18 protein-coding genes and 1 tRNA gene are annotated in these 22,538 nt (G+C 48.4%); 2 read left to right on the top strand and 17 right to left on the bottom strand.

Annotated features, from left to right (window positions below; all coding sequences use genetic code 11):
• Positions 1-56 precede the first annotated feature (56 nt).
• From odhB to ACXAGL_RS12420, 6 genes are all read right to left on the bottom strand, one after another.
• Positions 57-1,361 carry a 2-oxoglutarate dehydrogenase complex dihydrolipoyllysine-residue succinyltransferase gene (gene odhB, locus ACXAGL_RS12445; RefSeq protein WP_474971906.1) on the bottom strand — a complete coding sequence of 435 codons (1,305 nt, stop codon included), beginning with the start codon at positions 1,359-1,361 and terminating at the stop codon, positions 57-59.
• On the bottom strand, positions 1,358-4,162 hold the full coding sequence (locus ACXAGL_RS12440; protein ID WP_474992375.1) for a 2-oxoglutarate dehydrogenase E1 component: 2,805 nt from the start codon (positions 4,160-4,162) through the stop codon (positions 1,358-1,360). The genes odhB and ACXAGL_RS12440 overlap by 4 nt, the downstream gene beginning before the upstream one ends.
• Before the next feature lie 242 nt (positions 4,163-4,404).
• Complete coding sequence (locus tag ACXAGL_RS12435) at positions 4,405-6,504, bottom strand: RNA degradosome polyphosphate kinase (RefSeq protein WP_474991296.1); 2,100 nt, start codon at positions 6,502-6,504, stop codon at positions 4,405-4,407.
• Between the two features lie 179 nt (positions 6,505-6,683).
• Positions 6,684-8,219, bottom strand: coding sequence for a Ppx/GppA phosphatase family protein (locus tag ACXAGL_RS12430; RefSeq protein WP_474991295.1), 1,536 nt, complete (start codon positions 8,217-8,219; stop codon positions 6,684-6,686).
• Positions 8,220-8,301: 82 nt separating this feature from the next.
• Positions 8,302-10,197 carry a PrkA family serine protein kinase gene (locus ACXAGL_RS12425; protein ID WP_474967710.1) on the bottom strand — a complete coding sequence of 632 codons (1,896 nt, stop codon included), beginning with the start codon at positions 10,195-10,197 and terminating at the stop codon, positions 8,302-8,304.
• A gap of 825 nt (positions 10,198-11,022) precedes the next feature.
• Positions 11,023-11,208 carry a hypothetical protein gene (locus ACXAGL_RS12420; protein WP_027956630.1) on the bottom strand — a complete coding sequence of 62 codons (186 nt, stop codon included), beginning with the start codon at positions 11,206-11,208 and terminating at the stop codon, positions 11,023-11,025.
• Between the two features lie 191 nt (positions 11,209-11,399).
• Between ACXAGL_RS12420 and ACXAGL_RS12415 the strand changes: the two genes are divergently transcribed.
• Together ACXAGL_RS12415 and lipA are read left to right on the top strand one after the other, a co-directional pair.
• Positions 11,400-12,215 carry a lipoate--protein ligase family protein gene (locus ACXAGL_RS12415; protein ID WP_474991294.1) on the top strand — a complete coding sequence of 272 codons (816 nt, stop codon included), beginning with the start codon at positions 11,400-11,402 and terminating at the stop codon, positions 12,213-12,215.
• A gap of 21 nt (positions 12,216-12,236) precedes the next feature.
• A complete protein-coding gene (gene lipA / locus ACXAGL_RS12410; RefSeq protein WP_027956632.1) occupies positions 12,237-13,181 on the top strand; it encodes a lipoyl synthase in 945 nt (314 codons plus the stop codon).
• Between the two features lie 43 nt (positions 13,182-13,224).
• On the opposite strand, the gene ACXAGL_RS12405 is transcribed toward lipA, so the two are convergent.
• The 11 genes from ACXAGL_RS12405 to ACXAGL_RS12355 all read right to left on the bottom strand — a co-directional run bounded on the left by ACXAGL_RS12405 (position 13,225) and on the right by ACXAGL_RS12355 (position 22,499).
• Positions 13,225-13,482, bottom strand: coding sequence for a hypothetical protein (locus tag ACXAGL_RS12405; RefSeq protein WP_206936089.1), 258 nt, complete (start codon positions 13,480-13,482; stop codon positions 13,225-13,227).
• 316 nt (positions 13,483-13,798) lie between these two features.
• Positions 13,799-14,275: a tRNA (cytidine(34)-2'-O)-methyltransferase gene (locus ACXAGL_RS12400; protein ID WP_474967708.1), complete on the bottom strand. Its 477-nt coding sequence runs from the start codon at positions 14,273-14,275 to the stop codon at positions 13,799-13,801.
• Between the two features lie 51 nt (positions 14,276-14,326).
• A complete protein-coding gene (locus ACXAGL_RS12395) occupies positions 14,327-15,196 on the bottom strand; it encodes an amidase domain-containing protein (RefSeq protein WP_474991293.1) in 870 nt (289 codons plus the stop codon).
• A gap of 68 nt (positions 15,197-15,264) precedes the next feature.
• Positions 15,265-15,807, bottom strand: coding sequence for a methylated-DNA--[protein]-cysteine S-methyltransferase (locus ACXAGL_RS12390; protein ID WP_027956636.1), 543 nt, complete (start codon positions 15,805-15,807; stop codon positions 15,265-15,267).
• Positions 15,808-15,882: 75 nt separating this feature from the next.
• Positions 15,883-17,013 (bottom strand): tRNA epoxyqueuosine(34) reductase QueG, encoded by a 1,131-nt coding sequence (gene queG / locus ACXAGL_RS12385; protein WP_474971910.1) that lies wholly within the window; start codon positions 17,011-17,013, stop codon positions 15,883-15,885.
• A gap of 16 nt (positions 17,014-17,029) precedes the next feature.
• The gene (locus ACXAGL_RS12380; RefSeq protein ID WP_474991292.1) at positions 17,030-18,739 is read right to left on the bottom strand and encodes an ABC-ATPase domain-containing protein; all 1,710 of its coding nucleotides are present in this window, start codon (positions 18,737-18,739) and stop codon (positions 17,030-17,032) included.
• Positions 18,740-18,879: 140 nt separating this feature from the next.
• A tRNA-Gly gene (locus ACXAGL_RS12375) sits at positions 18,880-18,953 on the bottom strand.
• Between the two features lie 517 nt (positions 18,954-19,470).
• Positions 19,471-19,923, bottom strand: coding sequence for a hypothetical protein (locus ACXAGL_RS12370; RefSeq protein WP_474967704.1), 453 nt, complete (start codon positions 19,921-19,923; stop codon positions 19,471-19,473).
• A gap of 174 nt (positions 19,924-20,097) precedes the next feature.
• On the bottom strand, positions 20,098-20,616 hold the full coding sequence (locus tag ACXAGL_RS12365) for a hypothetical protein (protein WP_474967703.1): 519 nt from the start codon (positions 20,614-20,616) through the stop codon (positions 20,098-20,100).
• Positions 20,617-20,752: 136 nt separating this feature from the next.
• Positions 20,753-21,925: a TraB/GumN family protein gene (locus tag ACXAGL_RS12360; protein WP_474992373.1), complete on the bottom strand. Its 1,173-nt coding sequence runs from the start codon at positions 21,923-21,925 to the stop codon at positions 20,753-20,755.
• 139 nt (positions 21,926-22,064) lie between these two features.
• On the bottom strand, positions 22,065-22,499 hold the full coding sequence (locus ACXAGL_RS12355; protein WP_281659255.1) for an endonuclease domain-containing protein: 435 nt from the start codon (positions 22,497-22,499) through the stop codon (positions 22,065-22,067).
• Between the last annotated feature and the right edge of the window lie 39 nt (positions 22,500-22,538).

Genomic DNA, 22,538 nt, shown 5'->3' with positions numbered 1-22,538 from the left:
GGTTTTCTCATAAAAAAAGCCCCTGCAGCCAGGCTGCAGGGGAATTTCATTTCCTATTATCCTTCTAAAAGAAGGTCGTACGGATCTTCAATCATTTCTTTAATGCGGCGCAGGAACTGGACCGCTTCTTTTCCATCAACGATTCTGTGGTCGTAGGAAAGCGCAATGTACATCATCGGACGTGCTTCAATGCTGTCGTCAGGCATGACCTTCGCGCGCTTCTCAATATTGTGCAGCCCAAGAATTCCGACCTGAGGGGAATTCAGGATCGGCGTAGAAAGCATGGACCCGAAAATTCCACCGTTTGTGATGGTAAAGGAACCTCCTTGGAGATCCTCCAGCTGCAGTTCTTTATTCCGGGCCTTCGCTGCTACATCAGCGATTCCCTTCTCAATACCGGCGAAATCAAGGCGGTCGGCATCACGGACGACAGGAACCACAAGACCCTCCTCTGTAGAAACAGCCATTCCGATATCATAGAATTTCTTCTGAATGATTTCGCTGCCCTGAATTTCTGCGTTCAAGTTCGGGAATTCCTTCAAGGCACCGACGGCCGCCTTCGTGAAGAAGGACATAAAACCGAGTTTCACGTCGTGCTTTTTCTGGAAGGATTCTTTGCGGTCGCTGCGAAGCTTCATAACGTTCGTCATGTCCACTTCGTTGAACGTCGTGAGCATTGCTGCTTCCTGCTGGACCTCTACAAGACGCTTGGCAATCGTTTGACGGCGGCGGGACATTTTAATCCGTTCCACCGGTTTATCAAACTGTGCCTTCTCCTCTTCCTTCTTCTCTTTCTTCGGCTTGTCGTTAGACGCTGATTTCGGCTCTTCCGACTTGCTGCCACCCTTAGCTGCGGCATCGACATCTTCCGGACGGATGCGGCCGAGCGGATCACGGGCAGAAATACTGCTCAAATCAATACCGAGTTCACGAGCACGCTTTCTGGCAGCCGGAGTGGCCACAATGTCTTTATTCCCATTGTTCTGTCCATTGGAGCCCGCTGGCTGTTCTTCCTGCTTGGACTCCTGTTTCTGTTCCTGCTGCTGAGGTTCTTCCTTTTGTTCAGCTGCAGGTGCTTCCGCCTGTTGATCATCAGAGGAATCCTCAGAAGATGCGGAAGCTTCTCCGTTCTCATCCACTTTAGCGATGACGTCTCCGACTTCTACGTCATCTCCTTCTTCCTTGAGCAGTTCAGCAATAACCCCGTCTGCATCCGCGTTCACTTCCACATTGACCTTGTCTGTTTCCAGCTCAAGAATTGGATCGCCTTTGGAAACGTGGTCGCCTTTTTTCACAAGCCATTCGGCTATCGTGCCTTCAGTTATGGATTCAGCTAATTCAGGTACTTTGATTTCCTTCATTTTGTTTCTCCTCCTTTAGACATCTGCAGCGCTTCAAGAATGATTCGATTCTGCTCTGTTTTATGGATATTCGGTTCTCCAACGGAAGGGGAAGCCCTGTGTGGACGTCCTACAAATCTGTGAATCTGTCCATCCTTCAGGAGTCTGTGGAGGATCCCCTCCACGAAATACCAGCTACCCATGTTCTGCGGTTCTTCCTGGACCCATACTAGTTCTTCTAAATTCGGATAGGTTTCCAGCATTTCTGCCAGTTTTTGATCCGGGAATGGGTAAATCTGTTCCACCCGGACAGCATCGATGGTTTCGAAGGTTTCGTCCATACTTTCCACCTTGTCTTCGATATCCACCATGATTTTTCCGCTTCCTAATAGAAGGGTTTTCACTTTTTCTTTATCTTTATTCTCAGATAATCCCGGCTGCATCATGAGCGACTGGAATTTCCCATCGCTGAAAGCATCTCCGGCTACGGCGACTCTTTGATTCCGCAGCAGGCTTTTCGGTGTCATCAATACAAGCGGCCGTGCCTCTTCCTGGTTGCTGATTGCCGCCTGTCTGCGGAGCAGGTGGAAATACTGGGCCGATGATGTGACATTGGCCACGGTCCAGTTGTTTTCTGCAGCCAGCTGAAGGAAACGCTCAAGGCGGGCACTGGAATGCTCCGGCCCCTGTCCTTCATACCCGTGCGGAAGCAGGAAGACCATATTGGATTTCTCTCCCCACTTCGCGCGGCCGGCGGCAATAAACTGATCAAAAATGACCTGACCGGCATTGGCGAAGTCACCAAACTGCGCTTCCCACAGGACAAGAGAATCGGAAGCATGAACACTGTAGCCGTACTCAAAACCGATAACCCCTGCTTCCGATAACGGACTGTTGTGAATATCAAAGGACGCTTCCGCCTGATCCAGCCCGTGAAGTGGACAGTAGGTTTCATCCGTTTCTACATCATGTAGGACAAGATGACGGTGAGCGAAGGTTCCCCGCTCCGTATCCTGACCGGTAATCCTTATCGGAATGCCATCTTCCAGGATAGAAGCGAAGGCCAGGGCTTCCGCTGTCGCCCAGTCCACTTTCTGCCCTTCATCCAGCATTTTCGCACGACGCTGGAGAATCTTTTCCAGCTTCTTAAATCCATTGAAGCCTTCCGGACGTTTCAGCATCCCTTCATTCAGACCACGCAGACGCTCAATATCCACGGATGTCTGAATTTCATCCAGATCCCGTTCTACACCGCTCGGACGGTCCTTCACATCAGGAGCAGCTGTTTCGTGCTCACCCATATTGTTATAGATGTCACGAAGCTTCTCTTCAATCTCTTCTTTCATCTTCGCCAGCTCGCCGTCTTCCACAACGCTTTCATCCTGAAGCTGCTTCTCAAAAACAGCGGCAGCCGTCGGGTGCTCATCGATTTCCTTATACAGCTTCGGCTGTGTAGAGCGCGGCTCGTCCATTTCGTTATGTCCGAAACGGCGGTACCCGACGAGATCAATCAGAAAGTCCTTATGGAACTTCTGACGGTATTCGTATGCAAGAGCCATAGCAGAAAGGCATGCCGCTGGATCGTCGGCATTCACATGCACCACCGGTATTTCAAAGCCCTTCGCCAGATCACTGGCATATCTTGTCGAACGTCCGTCTCTACGGTTCGTCGTGAAGCCGACAAGGTTGTTGGCGATGATATGGACCGTGCCCCCTGTACGATAGCCGGGAAGATCACTCATATTCAGCGTTTCTGCGACAACCCCTTCACCGATAAAGGCTGCATCCCCGTGGATCAACAGACCGAATGCCTCGTCTTCGTCCATCTTCGCATAGCCGGGTTCCCTGCGGTCATCCTGCGCCGCTCTTGTAAAACCCTGGACGACAGGGTTGACGTATTCCAGGTGGGAAGGGTTATGGCTCAGCGTCACTTTCGTTGCCGACTGCTCGCCGTTTTCGATCTCTCTCCGGGCTCCGAAGTGATACTTCACATCACCTGTCCAGCCGTAGTTGATGCCCATCGAACCTTCTGAAGGTACGAGCTCTTTATCAGGTGAATGGTGGAACTCAGAGAAAATCCGGTCATAAGGCTTCCCAAGGATGTGGGCAAGCACGTTCAGTCTTCCCCTGTGGGCCATGCCCATCATGATATGTTTAATGTGGTCGCCGGAAGCCGACTGGATAATATGGTCGAGCATCGGCACCATAATATCGAGGCCTTCAATGGAAAAGCGCTTCTGTGCCACAAACGTTTTGGCAAGGAAGTTCTCAAAACCTTCCACTTCAGCCAGGCGGTACAGCAGCTGTTTCTTTTCTTGATTTGTCAAAGATACCTGATACGATCCTGTATCGACTTTGTCCTGCAGCCATTTTCTTTCGTTCTCATTATTGACATGGCCGAATTCAAAGGAAATCGTCCCCGCATACCTCTCTTTAAGTACATGGACCACTTGGAGGGCATTATCCAGTTTCATAGGCGCGTCCGGCCAGACCCACTCCGCCGGCATAGCCTCCAGATCCTTCTCCTGAAGTCCGTAGGTTTCTAAATCAAGCAAATTTGTTTTAGGTCGCTCGTCACTTCCTACAGCATAGATGTTCGCCTGCAGATGGCCGTGACGACGAATAGCCTCAACAAGTTTCAATGCCGAGGTGATTTTCGCAATGTCCCTTTCTGAAGGAGACGCAGCGCCGTTCGTCTCAACAGACGGGCTTGTCTTCATCCAGTCAGGTGCCCCGTGCTCGTCAAAAATTTCCTTCAGTGAAGGATCGACAGCACTTGGGTTTTCTTCATATACTTCGAATTGCTCTTCGATATACCCCATGTTGGGGCCGTGGAAATTATCCCAAAATCTTTGAATGGAGCCTTGTTTAGACACGTAGAATACCTCCAAGTAGTTGTTGGCTAAAGTTTCCTCGAAAACGTTTCCAAGTCCACATACTATTATAGAATTGAAACGCTTACGTATTCAACAAATTTCGCTTATTTTTCTCAAATGGTAACAATTCCATTATAACAAGAAAGGCGCACCCTTTGGTACGCCTTTTTACTTTTTACTGGTAAAGATTATTCCTCATCCTCAAGAACCCGGTAGGCCATATCGAAAAACTTCATCTGGCTGTTGATACGCACCTGGTTTTTCTCAGGCTGTACGTACTCATAACTGCCGTCGTTCTTCTGCTCCCTCGCCTTGATGTTATCATTCAGCATGATGGACAGGATTTTCTTCAGCCGGGTTTTCACAGAAGGCTCGTGGATCGGGAAAAGCAGTTCAACGCGTTTCACCATATTTCGAGTCATCATATCCGCAGAGGAAAGGAACAGGCGGTCGTCCCCGTTGTGATGGAAATAATAAATCCGGCTGTGCTCCAGGAAGCGTCCGACAATGCTGTACACCCGGATATTGTCACTGACGCCTTCAATGCCGGGCCTCAAACAGCAGATCCCGCGGACGATCAGGTCGACCTGTACGCCTGCCTGGGAAGCTTCGTACATTTTCATAATCAGGTTTTTGTCCGTAAGCGAGTTCATCTTCGCAATGATCCGGCCGTTTCCGTGCTGCTTATGGAAGCGGATCTCATTGTTCATGTAGCGGATAAAGTCATTACGGATATCAAATGGAGCCATAGACAAGTGATGGAACTCCGGTTTCTCCGTAAAACCGCTCAAGTAATTGAAGAAGTGCGTCGCATCAATCCCGAACTTCCGCTTCGACGTAATGATGCCCATATCGGTATACAGAGAAGCCGTCTGGTCGTTGTAGTTTCCGGTACCCAGGTGGACGAAGCGCTCGATCTTTTCTGCTTTTTTCCTGACGACAAGGGTGATTTTGCTGTGGGTTTTCAAGTAGGTCATGCCGTAAATGACGTGACACCCGGCTTTTTCGAGCTCCTTGGCCCACTGCACGTTGTTCTCTTCATCGAACCGCGCTTTCAGTTCAACAAGCACCGTCACCTGTTTCCCTTTCTCCGCTGCCCGCTTTAAAGCGTCTATAATCGGTGAATCTCCACTTACCCTGTACAGCGTCTGTTTGATGGCCAGCACGTATGGATCATCTGCCGCTTCCGCCACAAAATCGACGACAGGCTCAAAAGATTCATAAGGGTGATGCAGGAAGATGTCGCGGTTCTCCGCTGCTTCAAAGATATTCTCCTCCCCGTCCAAATCACGTGGTGGCTGCGACATCAATGTCTCATAGTAAAGATGATCCTTCACATCAGCAAACGTTTTATGGAACTTGAACAGGAACGTGAGATCAAGCGGACCGTTCGTAATGTACAGGTCATCACGATGAATTTCCAGGACGCTGAGCAGGAATTTGACCACTTTCTCATCGTACTTGCCATCCCTTACTTCCAGACGGACGGCTGCGCCCCATTTGCGTTTTTTCAATTCTTTTTCGATTTCCTTCAGAAGATCCCGGGCACCTTCCTCATGGATTGTCATATCCGCATTTCTTGTGATCCGGAACTCTGAAACAGATTCCACTTTGTATCCTTTAAACAGTTTACCCATAAAATGGCTGATAATTTCCTCAAGAAGCACATATTGGTATTTATTTTCATGCTCCACCTGGACAAATCGATCCAGGACGGCCGGCACCTGGACAATCGCCGTCTTTGTTGTGTTCTCCGGATCGATTTCATCTTTGATGACGACAGCAAGGTTGATGGACTTGTTGAGAAGCATCGGAAACGGACGGTAGGCATCCACAGCCATCGGCGTCAGCACGGGAAAGATTTCCTCGTCAAAATATTTTTCGAAGCGGTTGATTTCCTCTTTCGTCAAATCCTCTATGGAAAGCAGGGAGATGCCTTCCTTCTCCAGTTCCGGCTTCATCGACTGATAAGAGTCATACTGCTTCTTCACGTTGCTATGATTGATTTCCGAAATTTTCGCCAGCTGCTGTTTCGGAGTCAATCCGGCCTTGTTCTCCGGCTTGTTGAAACCGGCTTTTACCTGATCCTTCAATCCGGCTACCCGTACCATGAAAAATTCATCCAGGTTGGAGGAGCCAATGGCCAAAAACTTCAAACGTTCAAGCAAAGGGTTATCCAAATCAAGAGCCTCATCAAGCACACGCTCATTAAAAGCGAGCCAGCTCAGCTCCCGGTTGTTATAAAATAATGGATTGTTCAATTCCTGTGTCTTGTTTTCTGTTGACATACCGCACACCCTTTACACATTTATTCCACTCCATATGTTAGTACGTCTCTATATCCTCTATATAAAACACGTGTTAAGGTTTTGTAAAAAAATGATGAATTTTGCTGAATCCTGTCATTTTTTAAGGTAGAATATTCCGAAATTAACAGCTGTTAATAAAAAGAAGCCCGCAGAGGGACTTACTTTTTATTTTCCACAAAAGACAGTTCTATAGTCTTTTTCAGTGACTTTTCCAAATGTTTTTTCTGTTTTTCCGCCTGATATTCCTCCGGCATCCATTCGCCGGAGCAGTGACACGTAATATGCAGGTCATGGCCTTCCTTCGTCAGCGTAAGGCTTTGGATTGTCTGCCTGCGGGTGCTGTCGAGGCTGTAGCAGAACTTCAGGAGGGAGCCAAGAAGACGGAGCTTCTTCTGTTCATCCTTCAAAAACCACTTCTTATACGGCTGAAGGAACTGCTTGAAAATCGTTTTGTTCTTATAGGAGGCCATAAGCGCCATCCGCAGTCTCTCCATATGCATCAATCCGTCAATCGTCCGGTTGGCAAGCAGGTAGAAGGTATGCTGGGCACTCGCTTCACTGTCGATATAATCCCCCAGGTTGAACACATAGCTCGCCCTCTTCACTTCCTGCCAGTCCGATTTTTTCAAAGAACCGAGCCCTTTTTCATGGAGCTGGTAGAAAAGCTGATGAGCCAGATGCTGGACGTGCTGGATCTGTTTGACATTCAAGTCATAATCATTGATTAATTCCTGAATGCTCTCCTCCAGCACGTTCGGAAAAACCGATGTCCCCATATCCTTCGTCAGCTGTTCAAAAAAGACACCATCCCGAAGTCCTTTTCTGCTCAGAATGAATCCGGAAGCCTGCATGGTATCGTAAAGGGAATGGAACACTTCCGTCGCCGGCAGAATAATATCCGCCCGGTCTTTGGACAGCCCTTCCACCTTCTGCAGCTTCTTCATCGGCAGGGTGAATAAATAATTTTTTATAAAAGCGAGATCGCTGTCCTTCATTTTATATTGATGAAGGCCGGCCAGCGGGTACTCCTTCAGGTTCTGATCGATCTGTGCAAGGTTCCGCGCGCCACCGCCGATTCCGATCAATGGAATATCCTTCTTCTGCAGCCATGGCAGTGATTTGAACTGATCAAGCAGATACCGGCGCAAAGCCGCGAATTCATTCTCGGTCGGCAGTTCCTTTTTGAAGAAGTCCTGCTTCAACGTCAATGCTCCGAACGGGAAGCTGTACGATTCGATCAATTCACGGTCTTTAAAATATGTAACTTCGGTACTTCCCCCGCCAATATCCACGGTGATCCCTTCTGTAACTGGAGTGGAATTCACGACGGCCAGGTAACCGTAATACGCTTCTTCGTGATCCGATAAAATGCGCATGTCAAAACCGGTATGCTTGGAAACCTGGCTGATGATCTCCTCCTGGTTCCCCGCCTGGCGGACCGTAGCCGTAGCGACACACACCATTTCCTCAAGCGTATAGGATTCAGCAACTTCCTTGAAACTCTTCAGTGTCGTCAGCAGCGTCTGCAGCCCTTCGGTGGATAACAGACCATCCTTCGTTAAATGGTTCCGGAGACGTGCGACCGCTTTTACGTTCTCCACTTCACGCAGACGTCCACCTTTATCACGCAGATAAATCACTAGACGCATCGTGTTTGAACCTACATCAATAATTGCATAAAATTTCCTGGCCATGATTTCACCACTCTTCTTTTTTTGACATTATAACATAAAAAAGACCGCCCTCTTATCGAAAAGGAGGCGGTCTGATGAGGCATTACCTGTTCAACAGGCTGCCTACATATTTCAACAGTTCGTTCGCTGAGCTGGAGTTGTACCCATGCTCATCGACAAGGGTGGCAACGACTTCGTTAATCTTCTTCAGCTGCTGTTCATCCGGAGTCTTCGCTGACGTCGTAATCTTCACGACATCCTTCAGATCAGCAAACAGCTTCTTCTGAATGGCTTCGCGCAGACGCTCATGGGACTGGTAGTCGAACTTCTTGCCTTTACGTGCGTAGGCGGAGATCCGAATGAGAATTTCTTCACGGAAGGCTTTTTTCGCATTTTCCGAAACGCCGATCTGTTCTTCAATGGACCGCATGAGACGCTCATCCGGGTTGAGTTCTTCACCCGTCAGCGGATCCCTCAGCTTCGCCTTGTTACAGTACGCTTCGACGTTATCCAGGTAATTGTCCATAAGCGTAACGGCGGATTCTTCATAGGAGTACACAAATGCTTTCTGCACTTCCTTCTTCGCAATTTCATCATACTCTTTTCTCGCCAGGGAAATGAAATCAAGGTATCTCTCCTTGTCCTCACTGGATATGGAGGCGTGGCTTCCAAGTCCATCCTTCAAGGAACGGAGAACATCCAGTGCGTTGATCGATGTCAGTTCTTTCTTAATGATGGTGGATGATATGCGGTTGATCACGTACCGTGGATCGATCCCGCTCATTCCCTCATCGCCATGCTCCTTCTTCAGTTCCTCGACATCCACATCACTGAAGCCCTCTAGAATTTCGCCATCATAGAGTCTCATTTTCTTAAGCACATCGATGGACGCCTTTTTCGATTCTTTTAATCGTGTCAGGATCGTGAACATTGCTGCCACTCTTAACGTGTGCGGAGCAATATGGACATCGCGGATATCACTCTCTCTAATCATCTTTTCATAGATCCGCTCTTCCTGACTGACCCTCAAATTATACGGCACAGGCATGACGATCATCCGGGAGTGGAGCGCCTCATTCTTCTTGTTGGCAATAAAAGAACGGTATTCCGCTTCGTTCGTATGAGCTACAATTAATTCATCCGCTGAGATCAGGGCAAAACGGCCAGCCTTGAAGTTCCCTTCCTGTGTCAGGCTGAGCAGGTGCCAGAGGAACTTCTCATCACACTTCAGCATTTCCTGGAACTCCATCATGCCACGGTTGGCCTTGTTCAGCTCTCCATCGAACCGGTAAGCACGCGGATCCGATTCCGACCCGAATTGAGCAATGGTCGAGAAGTCAATCGAACCGGTCAAGTCGGCAATATCCTGGGACTTCGGATCAGACGGACTGAAGGTACCAATGCCTGTACGCTTATCCTCTGAGAAAAAGATCCGTTCCACTAAAACGTCCTCAATTCTTCCTCCATACTCCGTTTCCACACGCATCGTATTTAACGGAGACAAACTTCCTTCAATACGGATGCCATACTCATCCTGAAAATCCTTGCGCAGATGGCTCGGGATCAGATGCAGCGGATCTTCATGCATTGGACAGCCCTTGATGGCAAAGACAGCCCCTTCATCCGTATGCGTGTACTTTTCCAATCCCCGCTTCATCAGGTTTACAAGTGTGGATTTCCCGCCACTGACAGGTCCCATCAATAATAGAATACGTTTGCGGACATCCAGTCTTCTCGCTGCCGGGTGGAAATATTCCTCCACCAGCTTTTCCATCGCTTCATCCAGTCCGTAGATATCATCATCAAAGAACTTATAACGCTTATGATCATGCGCTTCTTCCACACCAGCACTTTTAACCATATTGTAAACGCGGGAATGAGCGGATTGTGCTAAATACGGCCGCTCTCTCAACAGCTCCAAGTATTCAGCAAACGTTCCTTCCCACTTCAGTTCTTCCTCGTATTCCCGGTGGTCTTGTATCTTCTTTAAAATGTCCACTTCGCGACCTCCCCCGTCGTAAGAGACGAATTTTAATACATCCTATGCCTGGCTCATGTAAAACATGTGTGAATCAAAGAAATGTGGAAGCGGCTTGGTCAGTCCCGTCAAGCATAAGACCAGCACCGCCGTGGAGCGCTTTTCTCCACAGAGGTGTTGGACTTATGACCTCGAGGGACTAGCCGCTGCAACTGGACAAAGACTGAAATGCGGAAGCACCCTGATAGATGCGACAAGCATAAGACAAGGATTGCAGTGAAGCGTTCTTCCTTCACGGAGATCATTGACTTATGTCTCGAGCATCTGGGTGCCGGAGCTGGACTACAAAAAAAGAAATGTGGAAGCGGCTTGGTCAGTCCCGACAAGCATAAGACCAGCACCGCCGTGGAGGGCTTTTCTCCACAGAGGTGTTGGACTTATGACCTCGAGGGACTAGCCGCTGCAACTGGACAAAGACTGAAATGCGGAAGCACCCTGATAGATGCGACAAGCATAAGACAAGGATTGCAGTGAAGCGTTCTTTCTTCACGGAGATCATTGACTTATGTCTCGAGCATCTGGGTGCCGGAGCTGGACTACAAAAAAAGAAATGTGGAAGCGGCTTGGTCAGTCCCGACTAGCCTGTGCAAAGAACCAAAACATCCATCATGAAAGAGCTGCAGGAACCTTACAACTACAACAACGAACCCGTTCGACTTGTCCCCTTGCGGTGTTGCCTATCCAGTGATTTTACGTCATTTTGACCTGCACCCTGCAGGGTAGAAGGACAGCCCCTCTAATTAAACCTATGCCGCTGCCCGTCATTTATGAAAAAAGAGGACGGAATCAATCTCCGTCCTCTTCCACATCTTTCCCTTCCATATAGCTTTTCCTTTTGGCAAGTCCCATAACGAGGAACAAAATAAATAAGAATAAATTCAGCCAGCGGTAATCGTCGTAAAAAATAGCAAGGATGGCCCAGATGGATGCACTGATTAAAAAAAGCACGCTGGACAGCAAGGTTTGATTCATCATAATCCCTCCTCTTCTCATTATATAGTCATATACCGAATCTGAGGCTGTAAATTCTTCAGCCTAAAGTCCTAATAAATTCCCGGAAGAAGGATTTACTATATTTTGACATGCCCTTGTCCGATTGTTAGAATTGTTTTGACTATTTTACTTTGATAAAGTACTCACTCAAAAAGAAAGAAGGACTGCATATGGAAACATGGTACTTTGTCGATTCAGGCCATTGTACACCTGCCATCAACATGGCACTGGACGAGGCCCTTATGAATTGGCACCGGGAAGGGTCCATCCCGCCTGTTCTGCGTTTTTACGGCTGGGAACCTGCCGGGCTGTCTGTTGGTTATTTTCAAAAAGTGAAAGGAAAAATTGACTTGGATGGCGTTCAAAAGCATGGGTATCAGCTCGTCCGCCGTCAAACGGGCGGCCGTGCGGTATTACATGACCATGAACTTACATATAGTGTCATCGTATCGGAAAAACACGAGGACATGCCGGATTCCGTGAAAGAAGCCTATCTCGTCATTTCCAAGGGCCTGCTTGAAGGGTTCAGGAACCTGAACATTGATGCAGACTTTGCTGTTCCTGAAGGCAGGCTGGATGTGAACGGGTCAGCTGTCTGTTTTGAAGAACCGTCCTGGTATGAATTGATTGTCGATGGAAAAAAAGCGGCGGGAAGTGCACAGACTAGAAAACGCGGCATCATCCTGCAGCACGGGTCCATCCCGATTGAAGTGGATGATGGGAAGCTTTTTGATATGTTTGTTTACAAAAATGAACGCATCAAGGAAAGAGCCCGCAAAGCTTTCGGCAGCAAAGCCATTGCCGTCAACGAAATCCTCGAAGAGCCTGTCTCTTTCGAAGAAACAAAACATGCATTTAAACAAGGATTTGAACAAGGATTGAATGTCCACCTGGAGCCCTTCCACCTGTCTGAGGAACAATGGGACGAGGTAAGGAAAATCGCCCGGGAACGCTACGAAACAGATGAATGGAACTACGCCCGCTGAGCGGGATAAGGAGTGGTGAACGTGAGTAAAAACCAGGAATACATAAGAAAGCCGGAATGGCTGAAAATCAAGATCAACACCAACAAATCCTATACAGGTCTGAAGAAACTGATGCGCGAGAAGAAATTGAACACGGTGTGCGAGGAAGCCCGCTGCCCGAACATCCACGAATGCTGGAGTGAACGGAAAACCGCTACCTTCATGATCCTGGGGGATACATGTACACGCGGTTGCCGTTTCTGTGCCGTTAAGACCGGGCTGCCGAACGAACTTGACTGGGGCGAGCCGGAGCGTGTTGCGGAATCCGTTGAAATCATGGGACTGAAACACGTCGTTGTTACAGCGGTTGCCCGTGATGACTTGAACGACGGCGGTGCTGCTGTATTCGGTGAAACCGTGAAGGCAATCCGCCGCCGGGTACCGGGATGCACCGTGGAAATTCTTCCTTCTGATATGAAAGGTGATTATGAAAGCCTGCATACCTTGATGGAGGGCGAGCCGGATATTTTCAACCACAACATTGAAACCGTCCGCCGTCTGACGAAGAAAGTCCGTGCACGCGCCATGTATGACCGTTCTCTTGAGCTGCTCCGCCGTGTGAAGGAAATCCGTCCGAATACACCGACGAAGTCCAGCCTGATGGTCGGTCTTGGCGAGACGAAAGAGGAAATCATCGAAGCGATGGATGATCTGCTTGCTCATAACGTCGACATCATGACCATCGGCCAGTACCTGCAGCCGACGAAAAAACACTTGAACGTGGAACGCTACTACCATCCGGATGAATTCGAGGAACTGAAACAGATTGCCCTTGAAAAAGGATTCAAGCACTGTGAAGCAGGCCCGATGGTCCGCTCCTCCTATCATGCGGATGAACAAGTGAACAGCACCTCCGCCCAGCGACGGATCAAGTACATGCAGGGCTATGAGTCCCAAGGAAAAGAACTCGACACAACGAACTTCTAAACAAAATCCCCTTCTCCTGAATCAGGAGAAGGGGATTTATTGATTACCAGAAACCTCCGTACGGGGGACGGCCGTAATAACCTCCGCCTCCGCCTCCATAATAAGGCGGGCGTCCGTAATAAGGAGGTGGATAGCCATAACCGCCGCCGCCAAATCCTCCGTACAAACCTGGAGCCAGGGCACCGCCTAAAAAGCCACCCAGTAACCCACCGGCAAAGGGGCCGAAAAAGAAGAAACGCTCTTCTTCATTCCGGAAGTCTTCTTCTATTCCATAAGGATAAGCATATGGATACTGATTCACTCGTTCTCCTCCTATCCATTCCTGTGGTTATTCACCTACTCTTCACTCTATGTCACCAGCCCGGCCATCGTATAGGCATCTGTCACCAGGGATAGGATAAAATTAACTGTAAGCCCATTCACACCTCGAATAAAATGGGGTATACTTAAAAAAGAAACGCTTGTCTGGCTAGAAAAGGAGGACTATTCATGAATGTAACCTTGATTATTCTCGTCTGCCTCGCATTTTTGACAGCTATCTTCTCAGCTGGATATGATACGAAGCCAGGGCCAAGAAAGTAAAAAAACGCACCCGATGGGGTGCGTTTTTTCATGTCTTATTTGATTAATCCCGGAAACCCCTGCTGCAGTAAAGCATTGAACAAAATGATCGATGCGGTATTGGATAAGTTCAACGAGCGGACTTCGCCGGTCATCGGAATCCGGAGGCAGCGGTCTTCAAGACCTGTTAAGAGCTCCTTCGGTATGCCGTCACTCTCCCGCCCGAAAACAAACAGCTGATCTTTTTTTGCATCACTGAAATCAAAATCAGCGTACGATTTCGTTCCGAAGTTTTCAATGTAGTAGAACTCGCCTTCTGGATAGTTCTCATACAACTCTTCGATCGAGTCATAGTAATGGACCGTCAGTTTAGGCCAGTAATCGAGACCCGCACGGCGCACCATTTTATCATCAGTCGAGAAACCGAGCGGACGGATCAGATGCAGGACACTATTTGTCGCCACACAGGTCCGCCCGATATTTCCGGTATTGGCCGGAATTTCCGGCTGGAAAAGGACAATATGGTTAGGCATCACTTTCACCTCAGTCTAATCGTAGTCAACCAGACCATTATACCATATCGGTCACCCCTTAATTCTGAAAAATTTATACTGAATATCCGGCGTGTAAGCGGTAGAGTCCTCGTACGCCCAGTAGCGGTGCCGGCTGTTTGATGTATGAGCGTTGACCAGAGGCATCCCCTGGGCATCCTTTTTCACAACAAAAGTATTATGATCATACCGCCCGTTTCCTTGAAAGTCATAACAGATGACATCCCCCGGCGCGAGCTGATCCGCCGAGGATACTTCCACGGCTTTCAAGCCTTTACGCGATCCGCTTAAGTACCAGCGCAGCGCATGAGCCACAGTCCAGCTGTAGCTCCACGTTCCATTCCCGTACCACCACCCGCGCGTCCGGTCCCCGGCTCCCCTCATCGGTGCACCGCCGGCCCGCAGACATTGGGAAACGTAATTGGTGCAATCGACTTCAAACTTCTTATAAGCCGGGTTGTAGCTGTCCCACCAGCGGTCCGCATACCGCACAGCCTCCCGGCGGTTGTAGTCGAAGCGTGGATCATCCACCGGCTCTCTCTCCCCCATCTCGAATGTCAAAGGCAAGGAGGAATCCCCGGAGGCGGGAATCTCCGTCACGACTTCGTGATGCACCCACTTCCCTTTGGCCCACTGTCCACGACCTGTGTAGAACCCTTCTTCCAAAAAAACATGGCGCCCACTTTTTACAAGCATGGTCAAATGCAGGTCATAAGCAACATCCACGACGTGATCATAAGCCTTTCTGTGATAAGGATAAATTCGGAAAGTCATCCGCTGGAGCTTGTGACCACGCGCTTCCATGCCCTCCATTTTCCGCTTCAACCATCCTTCTTCCTCCTGATCGAAAACCCGGTCCAGCACTTTCTGCCAGTAACGCTTGATTTCCTCCGTGCTATTCATCCGCTTCCCCCCTCCTTCAGTATATGAAGAGGGGGGGAGGCCATGAAAAAAAGCCCCCGCAGGGACTTTTAATGTTGTATAGCTGTATGCTGTTTTTCGAAATCCAGCAGTTTTTCTTTTTTGTCCAGTCCGCCGGCATAACCGACGAGCTTTCCGTTGCTTCCAATGACACGGTGGCATGGCACAATGACAGAGAAAGGGTTTTTATTCACGGCCCCTCCGACAGCACGGATCGCCTGCGGAGAGTGCAGCGCTAAGGCTACATCCTTGTAGGAGCGCGTTTCACCAAATGGGATCTGGTGAAGCAGTGTCTTCCACACTTTCCGCTGGAAATCTGTTCCGTAACAGTTGAGCGGAACATCAAACGCTGTGCGGATTCCCTGGAAGTATTCCTGCAGTTCTTTTTCTGTCTGAACAATCAATGAATGATCGGGGTCATAAACCAGTTCACCTTTTAGAAAATGCTTCCTTTTCCAAGATTGATAGGCTGGAAGTCGATCTTCATGATGACCAAAATCAATGCGGCAGACTCCTTCATCATTGGCCAGGACAGTCATAGCCCCTAAAGGAGTTTGAAACGTGTCGTAATATAGAAAAGAATGATGGTTCATAGCCAACCCCTTCTTTATTAACAGTTTTTTCTATTATACTAGAGCTCTAGTGGATTGAAAAGGTACAGGAGTTGATTACGTTTGAAATTGCAGCCCTTTTTCCATTTCATATAAGACCTGTTCATCTTCTTCCTTTTCCATCGCTTTCTCAATGGCCTCAAAACAATCGGAACGGCCGATTTTCCCGAGTCCCCACGCGGCGGTTCCGCGTATGACCGGCCTCGGGTCGTGATTCATTAATCGGATCAGTTCATCAACGGACGTTTCGTCACGGTAATGAGCCAGCGCCAGAATCGCATTCCGCTGAATCGGCTTTTTGCCCCGCCACGAGCCGGAAATGAACCCGAATTTCTCTTTGAACTCCCGGTTGGAAATGGACAGGAGCGGTGTAAGCTTCGGCTTGACAACCTCCGGATCCGGCTCGAATTCTTCATGATTATGAAAATCTTTCTTCCGGTTCTTTGGACAGACGGTCTGGCACGTATCGCAGCCATAGAGACGGTTGCCAATCACTGTGCGGAACTCATCAGGCAGAAAACCCTTCGTCTGCGTTAAAAAGGCGATACAGCGCTGAGCATTCAACTGGCCGCCCTGGACGAGGGCTCCGGTCGGGCAGGCGTCCACACAAATGTTGCAGTCGCCACAGCTGTCATCCACCGGCTCATCAGGAGCAAAAGGAATATTCGTTACAAGTTCTCCTAAATATACATATGAACCAAACTCCGGAGTGATCACGGCACAATTTTTTCCACTGAATCCAATCCCTGCACGCTCCGCTACAGCACGATCAGAGAGCTCCCCTGTATCCACCATGGATTTCAGTTCCACTTCCGGAAACCTCTCTTTTATAAAAGCACCGAGCTTGTGCAGCCGGTCCCGCAGCACATCATGATAGTCCTGTCCCCAGGAGGCCCGGCAGAAAATCCCCCGCCGTTCTCCCTTCACACTGCGCGGGGCATCTTTCATTTTTGAAGGATACGCAAGAGCAATGGAAATAATCGACTGCGCGCCCGGCAGAAGGCGGCCGGGCTCGGTCCGCTCGTCCACCTCCCCCTTTTCGAAACCGGACTGGTATCCGAGTTCCTGCTGGCGTTTCAAACGGGCTTTCAATTCTCCGAACACATCAGCAGAAGCAAATCCGATTTTATCGATGCCGATTTCTCTGCTGTAGGTGATCACTTCTTCTTTAAACTGATGAAAATCCACCCGGACGTTCTCCTTTCTAACGAATATCTTTCACGGCAGCTGTCCGAATCCGGTTCATAGCTGCTGCGATTTCAAATCTTCTTGGTCTCGCCAGCTCCCCTGGATGCTGGTCTTTAAACGGACCGAAGGAAGCGAGGCCTTTCGTGTCCAGCTGCTTTTCAATCTGATCCAGAAGTGCCGGCAGACTCTGCTCAGTCTTCAGCCGGCCTTTTTTATCGAGATGCAGAAGGACATCAGCAATCAGACGTGTCTGTGAGGCATCGACCAGTTGTTCTACACCGGAAAGATCGATATCTTCATGACCCATCAGCAGCTTGAACAGCCCTTTAGCCTGCACTTTTTCCTTTTTTCCTTTTCTCGTCTGCAGCGTATTCGGAAGAAAGGCACGCTGTGGAACGCTGCCGAAGTGTTCTTCCCCGGCTGATTGTCTTTCTGACGGATACTTCGCGGCAATCTCTTTCGCTTTCTGCGTGACGTTGACCGGGACATACTGATCCATCATGATAACGTCATCCGCTGCCTGGAAGTAGTCGCCGGAACCTCCCATGACGAGAATCGTAGAAACATCAAGATCGTCTCTCATCTGTCTGATTTTATCAATGAACGGTGTGATCGGTTCTTTTTCCTTTACGACAAGCTCCTGCATCCGTTCATCACGGATCATGAAGTTGGTGGCACTCGTATCTTCATCGATCAGCAGTGTGCGTGCCCCCGCCTCAAGCGCCTCCATAACGTTGGCCGCCTGGGAGGTACTGCCGCTTGCGTTTTCCGTAGAAAAAGCCGTCGTGTCCGTTCCGTGCGGAAGATTTTTAATAAACGGCGAAATATCCACCTTGGTGACCTGACGTCCGTCTTCCGCTCTTACTTTCACACTGTCCGGATCTGTCAGGACATATTCACGTCCATCCCCTTTAATGTGAGGATACACCCCACGCTCGATGGCATTCAAGAGGGTACTTTTACCATGGTACCCACCACCGACGATGAGGACAATCCCCTTTTTCAAGGCCATCCCTGTCAACGGCTCCTGACGATGGGGAATCGTGATTGAGACGCGGTTTTCCTCAGGGCTCTCAAAAGGAACGGCTTTTTTCATCGGGCGCTGGCTCACTCCGCTCTCCCTTGGAAGAACCGCCCCGTCTGCCACGAAGGACATCCAGCCGTTTTCACGCATCGCCTCTAAAAGGGCATCGTGCTGATCGGCAAGCTGACAAACTTCCTCCAGCTCGCTGTCTTTGACAGTAAACACAGACTGCTTCAGCATTTCCGGAATCACAGAGAAAAACAGCTTTTCCGCCTGCTTTCCATTGATGCGCCGGCCATTTGCGGGCAGGCCCACGGTCAGGCAGATGATGATATCTTCAGGCATCAGGGTGACCGCAGTCCGTTCTAAAATTTCCTGGCCCGGCTGATCGATGGCGACCATTCCGCTTTTTCCTGAGCCCTTCACACTGAACTGGGTTTTCTTAATCGTATCCGCTGCCGCTCTGGCAAAGGCATCTTCTGCGTACGTTTTTCGACTCTTCGTCTCTTTATATTCGGCAGGAACAGGGCGTCTGCTCTGAGGCACCTGAATCCTGATTTTCGATGGAGCCGCAAATGGATCTCCCTGCACATAGTCTATATGAAGCGTATAATCCTCGAAACTGTACGTCCCTTGAATCTGCTTATATCCTTTGTAACTCTTACCGTCGATCTGCTTCAGCATCGTTTGAAGTTTTTTCATTCCGACATCCTCCTGTCTTCGTTCTATTATAGGTTGTATCCATTTTTCCGCATTAAAAAACGCAATGCTTCGTTACCCATTTAACGAAACACTGCGTTGGTTCACATAAGTATAAAAAATAATTGCATCACAATAGTGAATGGAGCGGGTGAAGGGAATCGAACCCTCATCATCAGCTTGGAAGGCTGAGGTTTTACCACTAAACTACACCCGCATATGAAGAGCTGAGTTGTCCGTACAACTTCCCTCATCTATATTTGTTATGATAACATCCGAATTCTATCGATGCAACATGATTTTTACGTTTTTTTGTCGAAATCTTAATAGCAGCTTTACAATGTTATGGGGTCATAGTTTAAAAGCCTGATAGGCCTACTATACCCGGATGGTCTCTTTTTTATACATATAAAAGCAGACTGCCGGGGAAAGCAGTCCGCCTGGAACTAATCCTTCTGCTTATGCTGGAAGACGTAGATGATGGAAAATACGAGAAAAGCGGTGAAATGCAGGGAGTCAATGAAGAGTTTAAACAGCTCAAACAGATCGGTTGTATTCATCACAATCACCTCCACAATCCTGATGGACGAGGATGTGTGCGGGAGGAAAGCTGCATCTGGAGAGGTATTCTGGCGCATGTAATGCCGGAGTCTTCTTATTGTCCCCGGACGTGCCGGCTTTATGCAGGCCAAATAAAAAGAAGAGCCATTTTAATGGCTCTTCCTCCGTCTGACTTATAGAATCAACGTGTTCTTCAAAGCAGCGATCAAGTTTTCAAAATCCTCATTCACTTGAGCAGCGACATCATTTTTCTTGTACTCCTCATCCTGCTCCATGGAACTGACAGGTTCAATGAGCACTGTCCGGTTTTCCATAAATACGATTTCAATTTTTCTAGGAGGTGTATTTTCATTGAGGCTGTATTCGTCGAAGTACTCCTTCATAGAAATGATTTTATCCGCAAACAACGTTTCCTTTTTCAATGACATATCCGGCGATAAGCTTAAGGCTGTCAGCGTGCGGTCATTTCTGTTCACAATAAACAGGTGCTGCTGATCCGAATCCAGAACTTCCAGGCAGCGGTAATTGTCTGACTCGAAGATTTCCTCGGTAAACTCCAAAACAGCGGCCGTTCTCAGTTTACTAAGCTTGTCTGTACTCAACCTATCTTTTACAGCAATGGACATAAATGAAGAACCTCCTTATTTGTTTTACATTCTCCACATCCCCGTTTTATCTCCATAAAAAACTGAAAAACAGCAAAATAAACAAAAATTACCATGTCATTGATGATGAATCATTCAAATGATTTACGATTTCGACAAAACGTGAGGAGACTCGCTCTCACCTGACAGCCACTCTCAAGACAACCGCTCAGAAATCAATTGGAAGGAAAGGACAGCTTCCTTATAAAAGTCGATTTTCTTGTCCTCCATCATCCGGTCCAGTTTGGACTCAGCACTGGAAGCAATCTGCTCAATCTTCTTATCATCCGTAAGCTCAATCAACCGCTTCAACATCTGCTTCTTCTGCTTTGTATCTTTTTCAATCGTTTTCCACTGCTCTTCCGTTTCCGCTTCCAGATCATTCAAATCATCCGTTACCCCTTTACCAAGGCCGGACACGAGTTCTTTCATCTCGTCATTGTCTTCAATCGTCCGGAGCATCTGATTATCCACGCGCTCATAATCCGGACGGTTCTCCTCTGTTTCCTCTTCCTGTTCAATAAAAACCTTCTCATAGCTTTGATCCTGTTGAATGATCGTCTGGGCGCTTTCCGTCTCCCCATGATTCTCCCGATCCATCTCTGTCAGCTGCCACACACCAAAACCAAGGAGAGCAATCCCAAGAATTGATGTGCCCTTTATAAACCTGCTCATATCCTCTCATTCCTTATTGCCCATATTTTCTCTGAATTTATATTATTCCGACAAACTCATGTCATCTAATTGTAACATTCGTTGAAAATACTGTAAATGAGCATAAAAAAAGAGAAGTCTGTCTTAGACTTCTCTTTTACAGGTTTTCAATAAATAAGCGGATCACATCAGCTCCACCAATGACTGTCCCAAGCGTACTTCCCAGATTCGCAAGCACGACTACAAGCAGAATTCTCGTTACTTTGTTCTGCCAGAAGCCTTTTACCGTCGTGACATCTTCGGAAAGGGATTCAAAATCCCCCACATTCGGCCGTCGGAAATAGGCTTGTACAATCCCGGCAAACCAGCCGGCTGCAAGCAGAGGATTCAGCGATGTAATCGGCGCAAGTAGAAATGCGGCCACAACTGCGAGCGGGTGTGCCAAGGCTGCCGCTGCTCCTATCGCTGAAAACGACCCGTTCCAAAGGATCCAGCTGATTGTCTGCTGGGTACCCGCGGCTGGATTGGAGAGGAATGTATATAAAATAATCGATAAAATTAATATCGGGATCGACCACCCGATGATTTTGGGCGCTTTTGATTTAAGCGGCCGCTTTTTCAACGCTTTCAAATCATGATCGTTATAAATCTCTTTCTTAATCCCGGGCACGTGAGCCGCTCCGAGCACGGCAACCACTTTCTCTCCGGGCGCATCCTTGATTTTCTGAGCCAGGTACTGATCCCGCTCATCAATCAACGGCTTCTTCAAGTCTGGGAAATGATCGGTCAAATCCTGAAGCATGCCATCCAGCATATCCTGGGACTTCATTTTCTCCAGCTCTTCCTCAGAAATTTTGTCATTGCTGAAAATGCCGTAGAAAATCGACATTAAGAGCTTCGACTTTCCACTCCAGCCAAGATTGCCCCAGATCCGGGAGAATGTCACCTGGATGTTCCGGTCGGCGAGCACCAGCTCTGCCCCTGTGTCTTCTGCAGATTCAATTCCCTGGATCATTTCCTGACCCGGCTGAATGCCAAACTGCTTCGCCATCCGCTTTTGGAACGATGAAACAGCGAGGTTCACTAATAACAGCGTCGCTTTTTTACTTTTAATCACTTCAAAGATGTCCGTATTCTTCCACCGGTCTCCGTCCCTGATGGACTGGTAGCGCTGTTCGTCCAGCTCCACACAGACAGCATCCGGCTGTTCCTGTTCAATGACCTGCTTTACCTGCTCCGCACTTTGTCTGGAGACGTGAGCCGTGCCGATCAGAATATATTCTTTTCCTTCTATCGTTAATCTAGTCAAGTTATCTTCCATAGCTGTCATAAAACCTTCCTTTACCAAGTACTCACCCTCCTGCCTGTTTCCCACAGAAACAGGACCCTCTCCATTGTATCAAAGATTCTGACCTTTTTAACAAAAAGAAAAAGCCAGAGGCCTCTCTGACTCGATCTCTTCTTCTTATTCAAGATCCTGCATGATGCCGTCCGGCCAGCTCCCTGCTGATTTTCTCCGCAATCCTCGAAATATCCTCTTCAATACGTGCCGCACTGAACCTCAGGACGGTCCACCCGTGATTTTTCAAAAAGGCATCCCTTTCCCATTCCATCTCCCACTCATCGGGAGACACCAAATACTCGTGCTCCACAGCTTCGATCGCAATTTTCAACTCAGGAAAAGCCATATCGATTATGAATTCCCCTTCCTGATAGTACTGCTGTGGATGCAGCCCATACTTGGACAATTCGCTGTGAAGCTTTTCAGCCAGCGCCTTCTTGGACACTTCCTTTTCAACCAGCTGCTTTTCTTCAGCCTGACGGCGACTTGAAAAAATAAGTCCGAACGAGAACAATAGAAATAGAAAGAACAACAGTGTAGGAAAAAGTGTAGAATTCGTCATATTTATCACCCATTACTATTCTATCCATCTATCCCCCCT

The sequence above is a fragment of the Halobacillus sp. ABA4_118 genome (genome assembly GCF_056160205.1).
This window is presented reverse-complemented; position numbering and strand designations above follow the sequence as displayed.

Bases quoted from the DNA above. Each gene is read 5' to 3' on its own strand.
- odhB (WP_474971906.1), bottom strand. From the start codon at position 1,361: ATGAAGGAAATCAAAGTACCTGAATTAGCTGAATCCATAACTGAAGGC.
- ACXAGL_RS12440 (WP_474992375.1), bottom strand. From the start codon at position 4,162: ATGGGGTATATCGAAGAGCAATTCGAAGTATATGAAGAAAACCCAAGT.
- ACXAGL_RS12435 (WP_474991296.1), bottom strand. From the start codon at position 6,504: ATGTCAACAGAAAACAAGACACAGGAATTGAACAATCCATTATTTTAT.
- ACXAGL_RS12430 (WP_474991295.1), bottom strand. From the start codon at position 8,219: ATGGCCAGGAAATTTTATGCAATTATTGATGTAGGTTCAAACACGATG.
- ACXAGL_RS12420 (WP_027956630.1), bottom strand. From the start codon at position 11,208: ATGAATCAAACCTTGCTGTCCAGCGTGCTTTTTTTAATCAGTGCATCC.
- ACXAGL_RS12415 (WP_474991294.1), top strand. From the start codon at position 11,400: ATGGAAACATGGTACTTTGTCGATTCAGGCCATTGTACACCTGCCATC.
- ACXAGL_RS12400 (WP_474967708.1), bottom strand. From the start codon at position 14,275: ATGCCTAACCATATTGTCCTTTTCCAGCCGGAAATTCCGGCCAATACC.
- ACXAGL_RS12395 (WP_474991293.1), bottom strand. From the start codon at position 15,196: ATGAATAGCACGGAGGAAATCAAGCGTTACTGGCAGAAAGTGCTGGAC.
- ACXAGL_RS12390 (WP_027956636.1), bottom strand. From the start codon at position 15,807: ATGAACCATCATTCTTTTCTATATTACGACACGTTTCAAACTCCTTTA.
- ACXAGL_RS12380 (WP_474991292.1), bottom strand. From the start codon at position 18,739: ATGAAAAAACTTCAAACGATGCTGAAGCAGATCGACGGTAAGAGTTAC.
- ACXAGL_RS12370 (WP_474967704.1), bottom strand. From the start codon at position 19,923: ATGTCCATTGCTGTAAAAGATAGGTTGAGTACAGACAAGCTTAGTAAA.
- ACXAGL_RS12365 (WP_474967703.1), bottom strand. From the start codon at position 20,616: ATGAGCAGGTTTATAAAGGGCACATCAATTCTTGGGATTGCTCTCCTT.
- ACXAGL_RS12360 (WP_474992373.1), bottom strand. From the start codon at position 21,925: ATGACAGCTATGGAAGATAACTTGACTAGATTAACGATAGAAGGAAAA.
- ACXAGL_RS12355 (WP_281659255.1), bottom strand. From the start codon at position 22,499: ATGACGAATTCTACACTTTTTCCTACACTGTTGTTCTTTCTATTTCTA.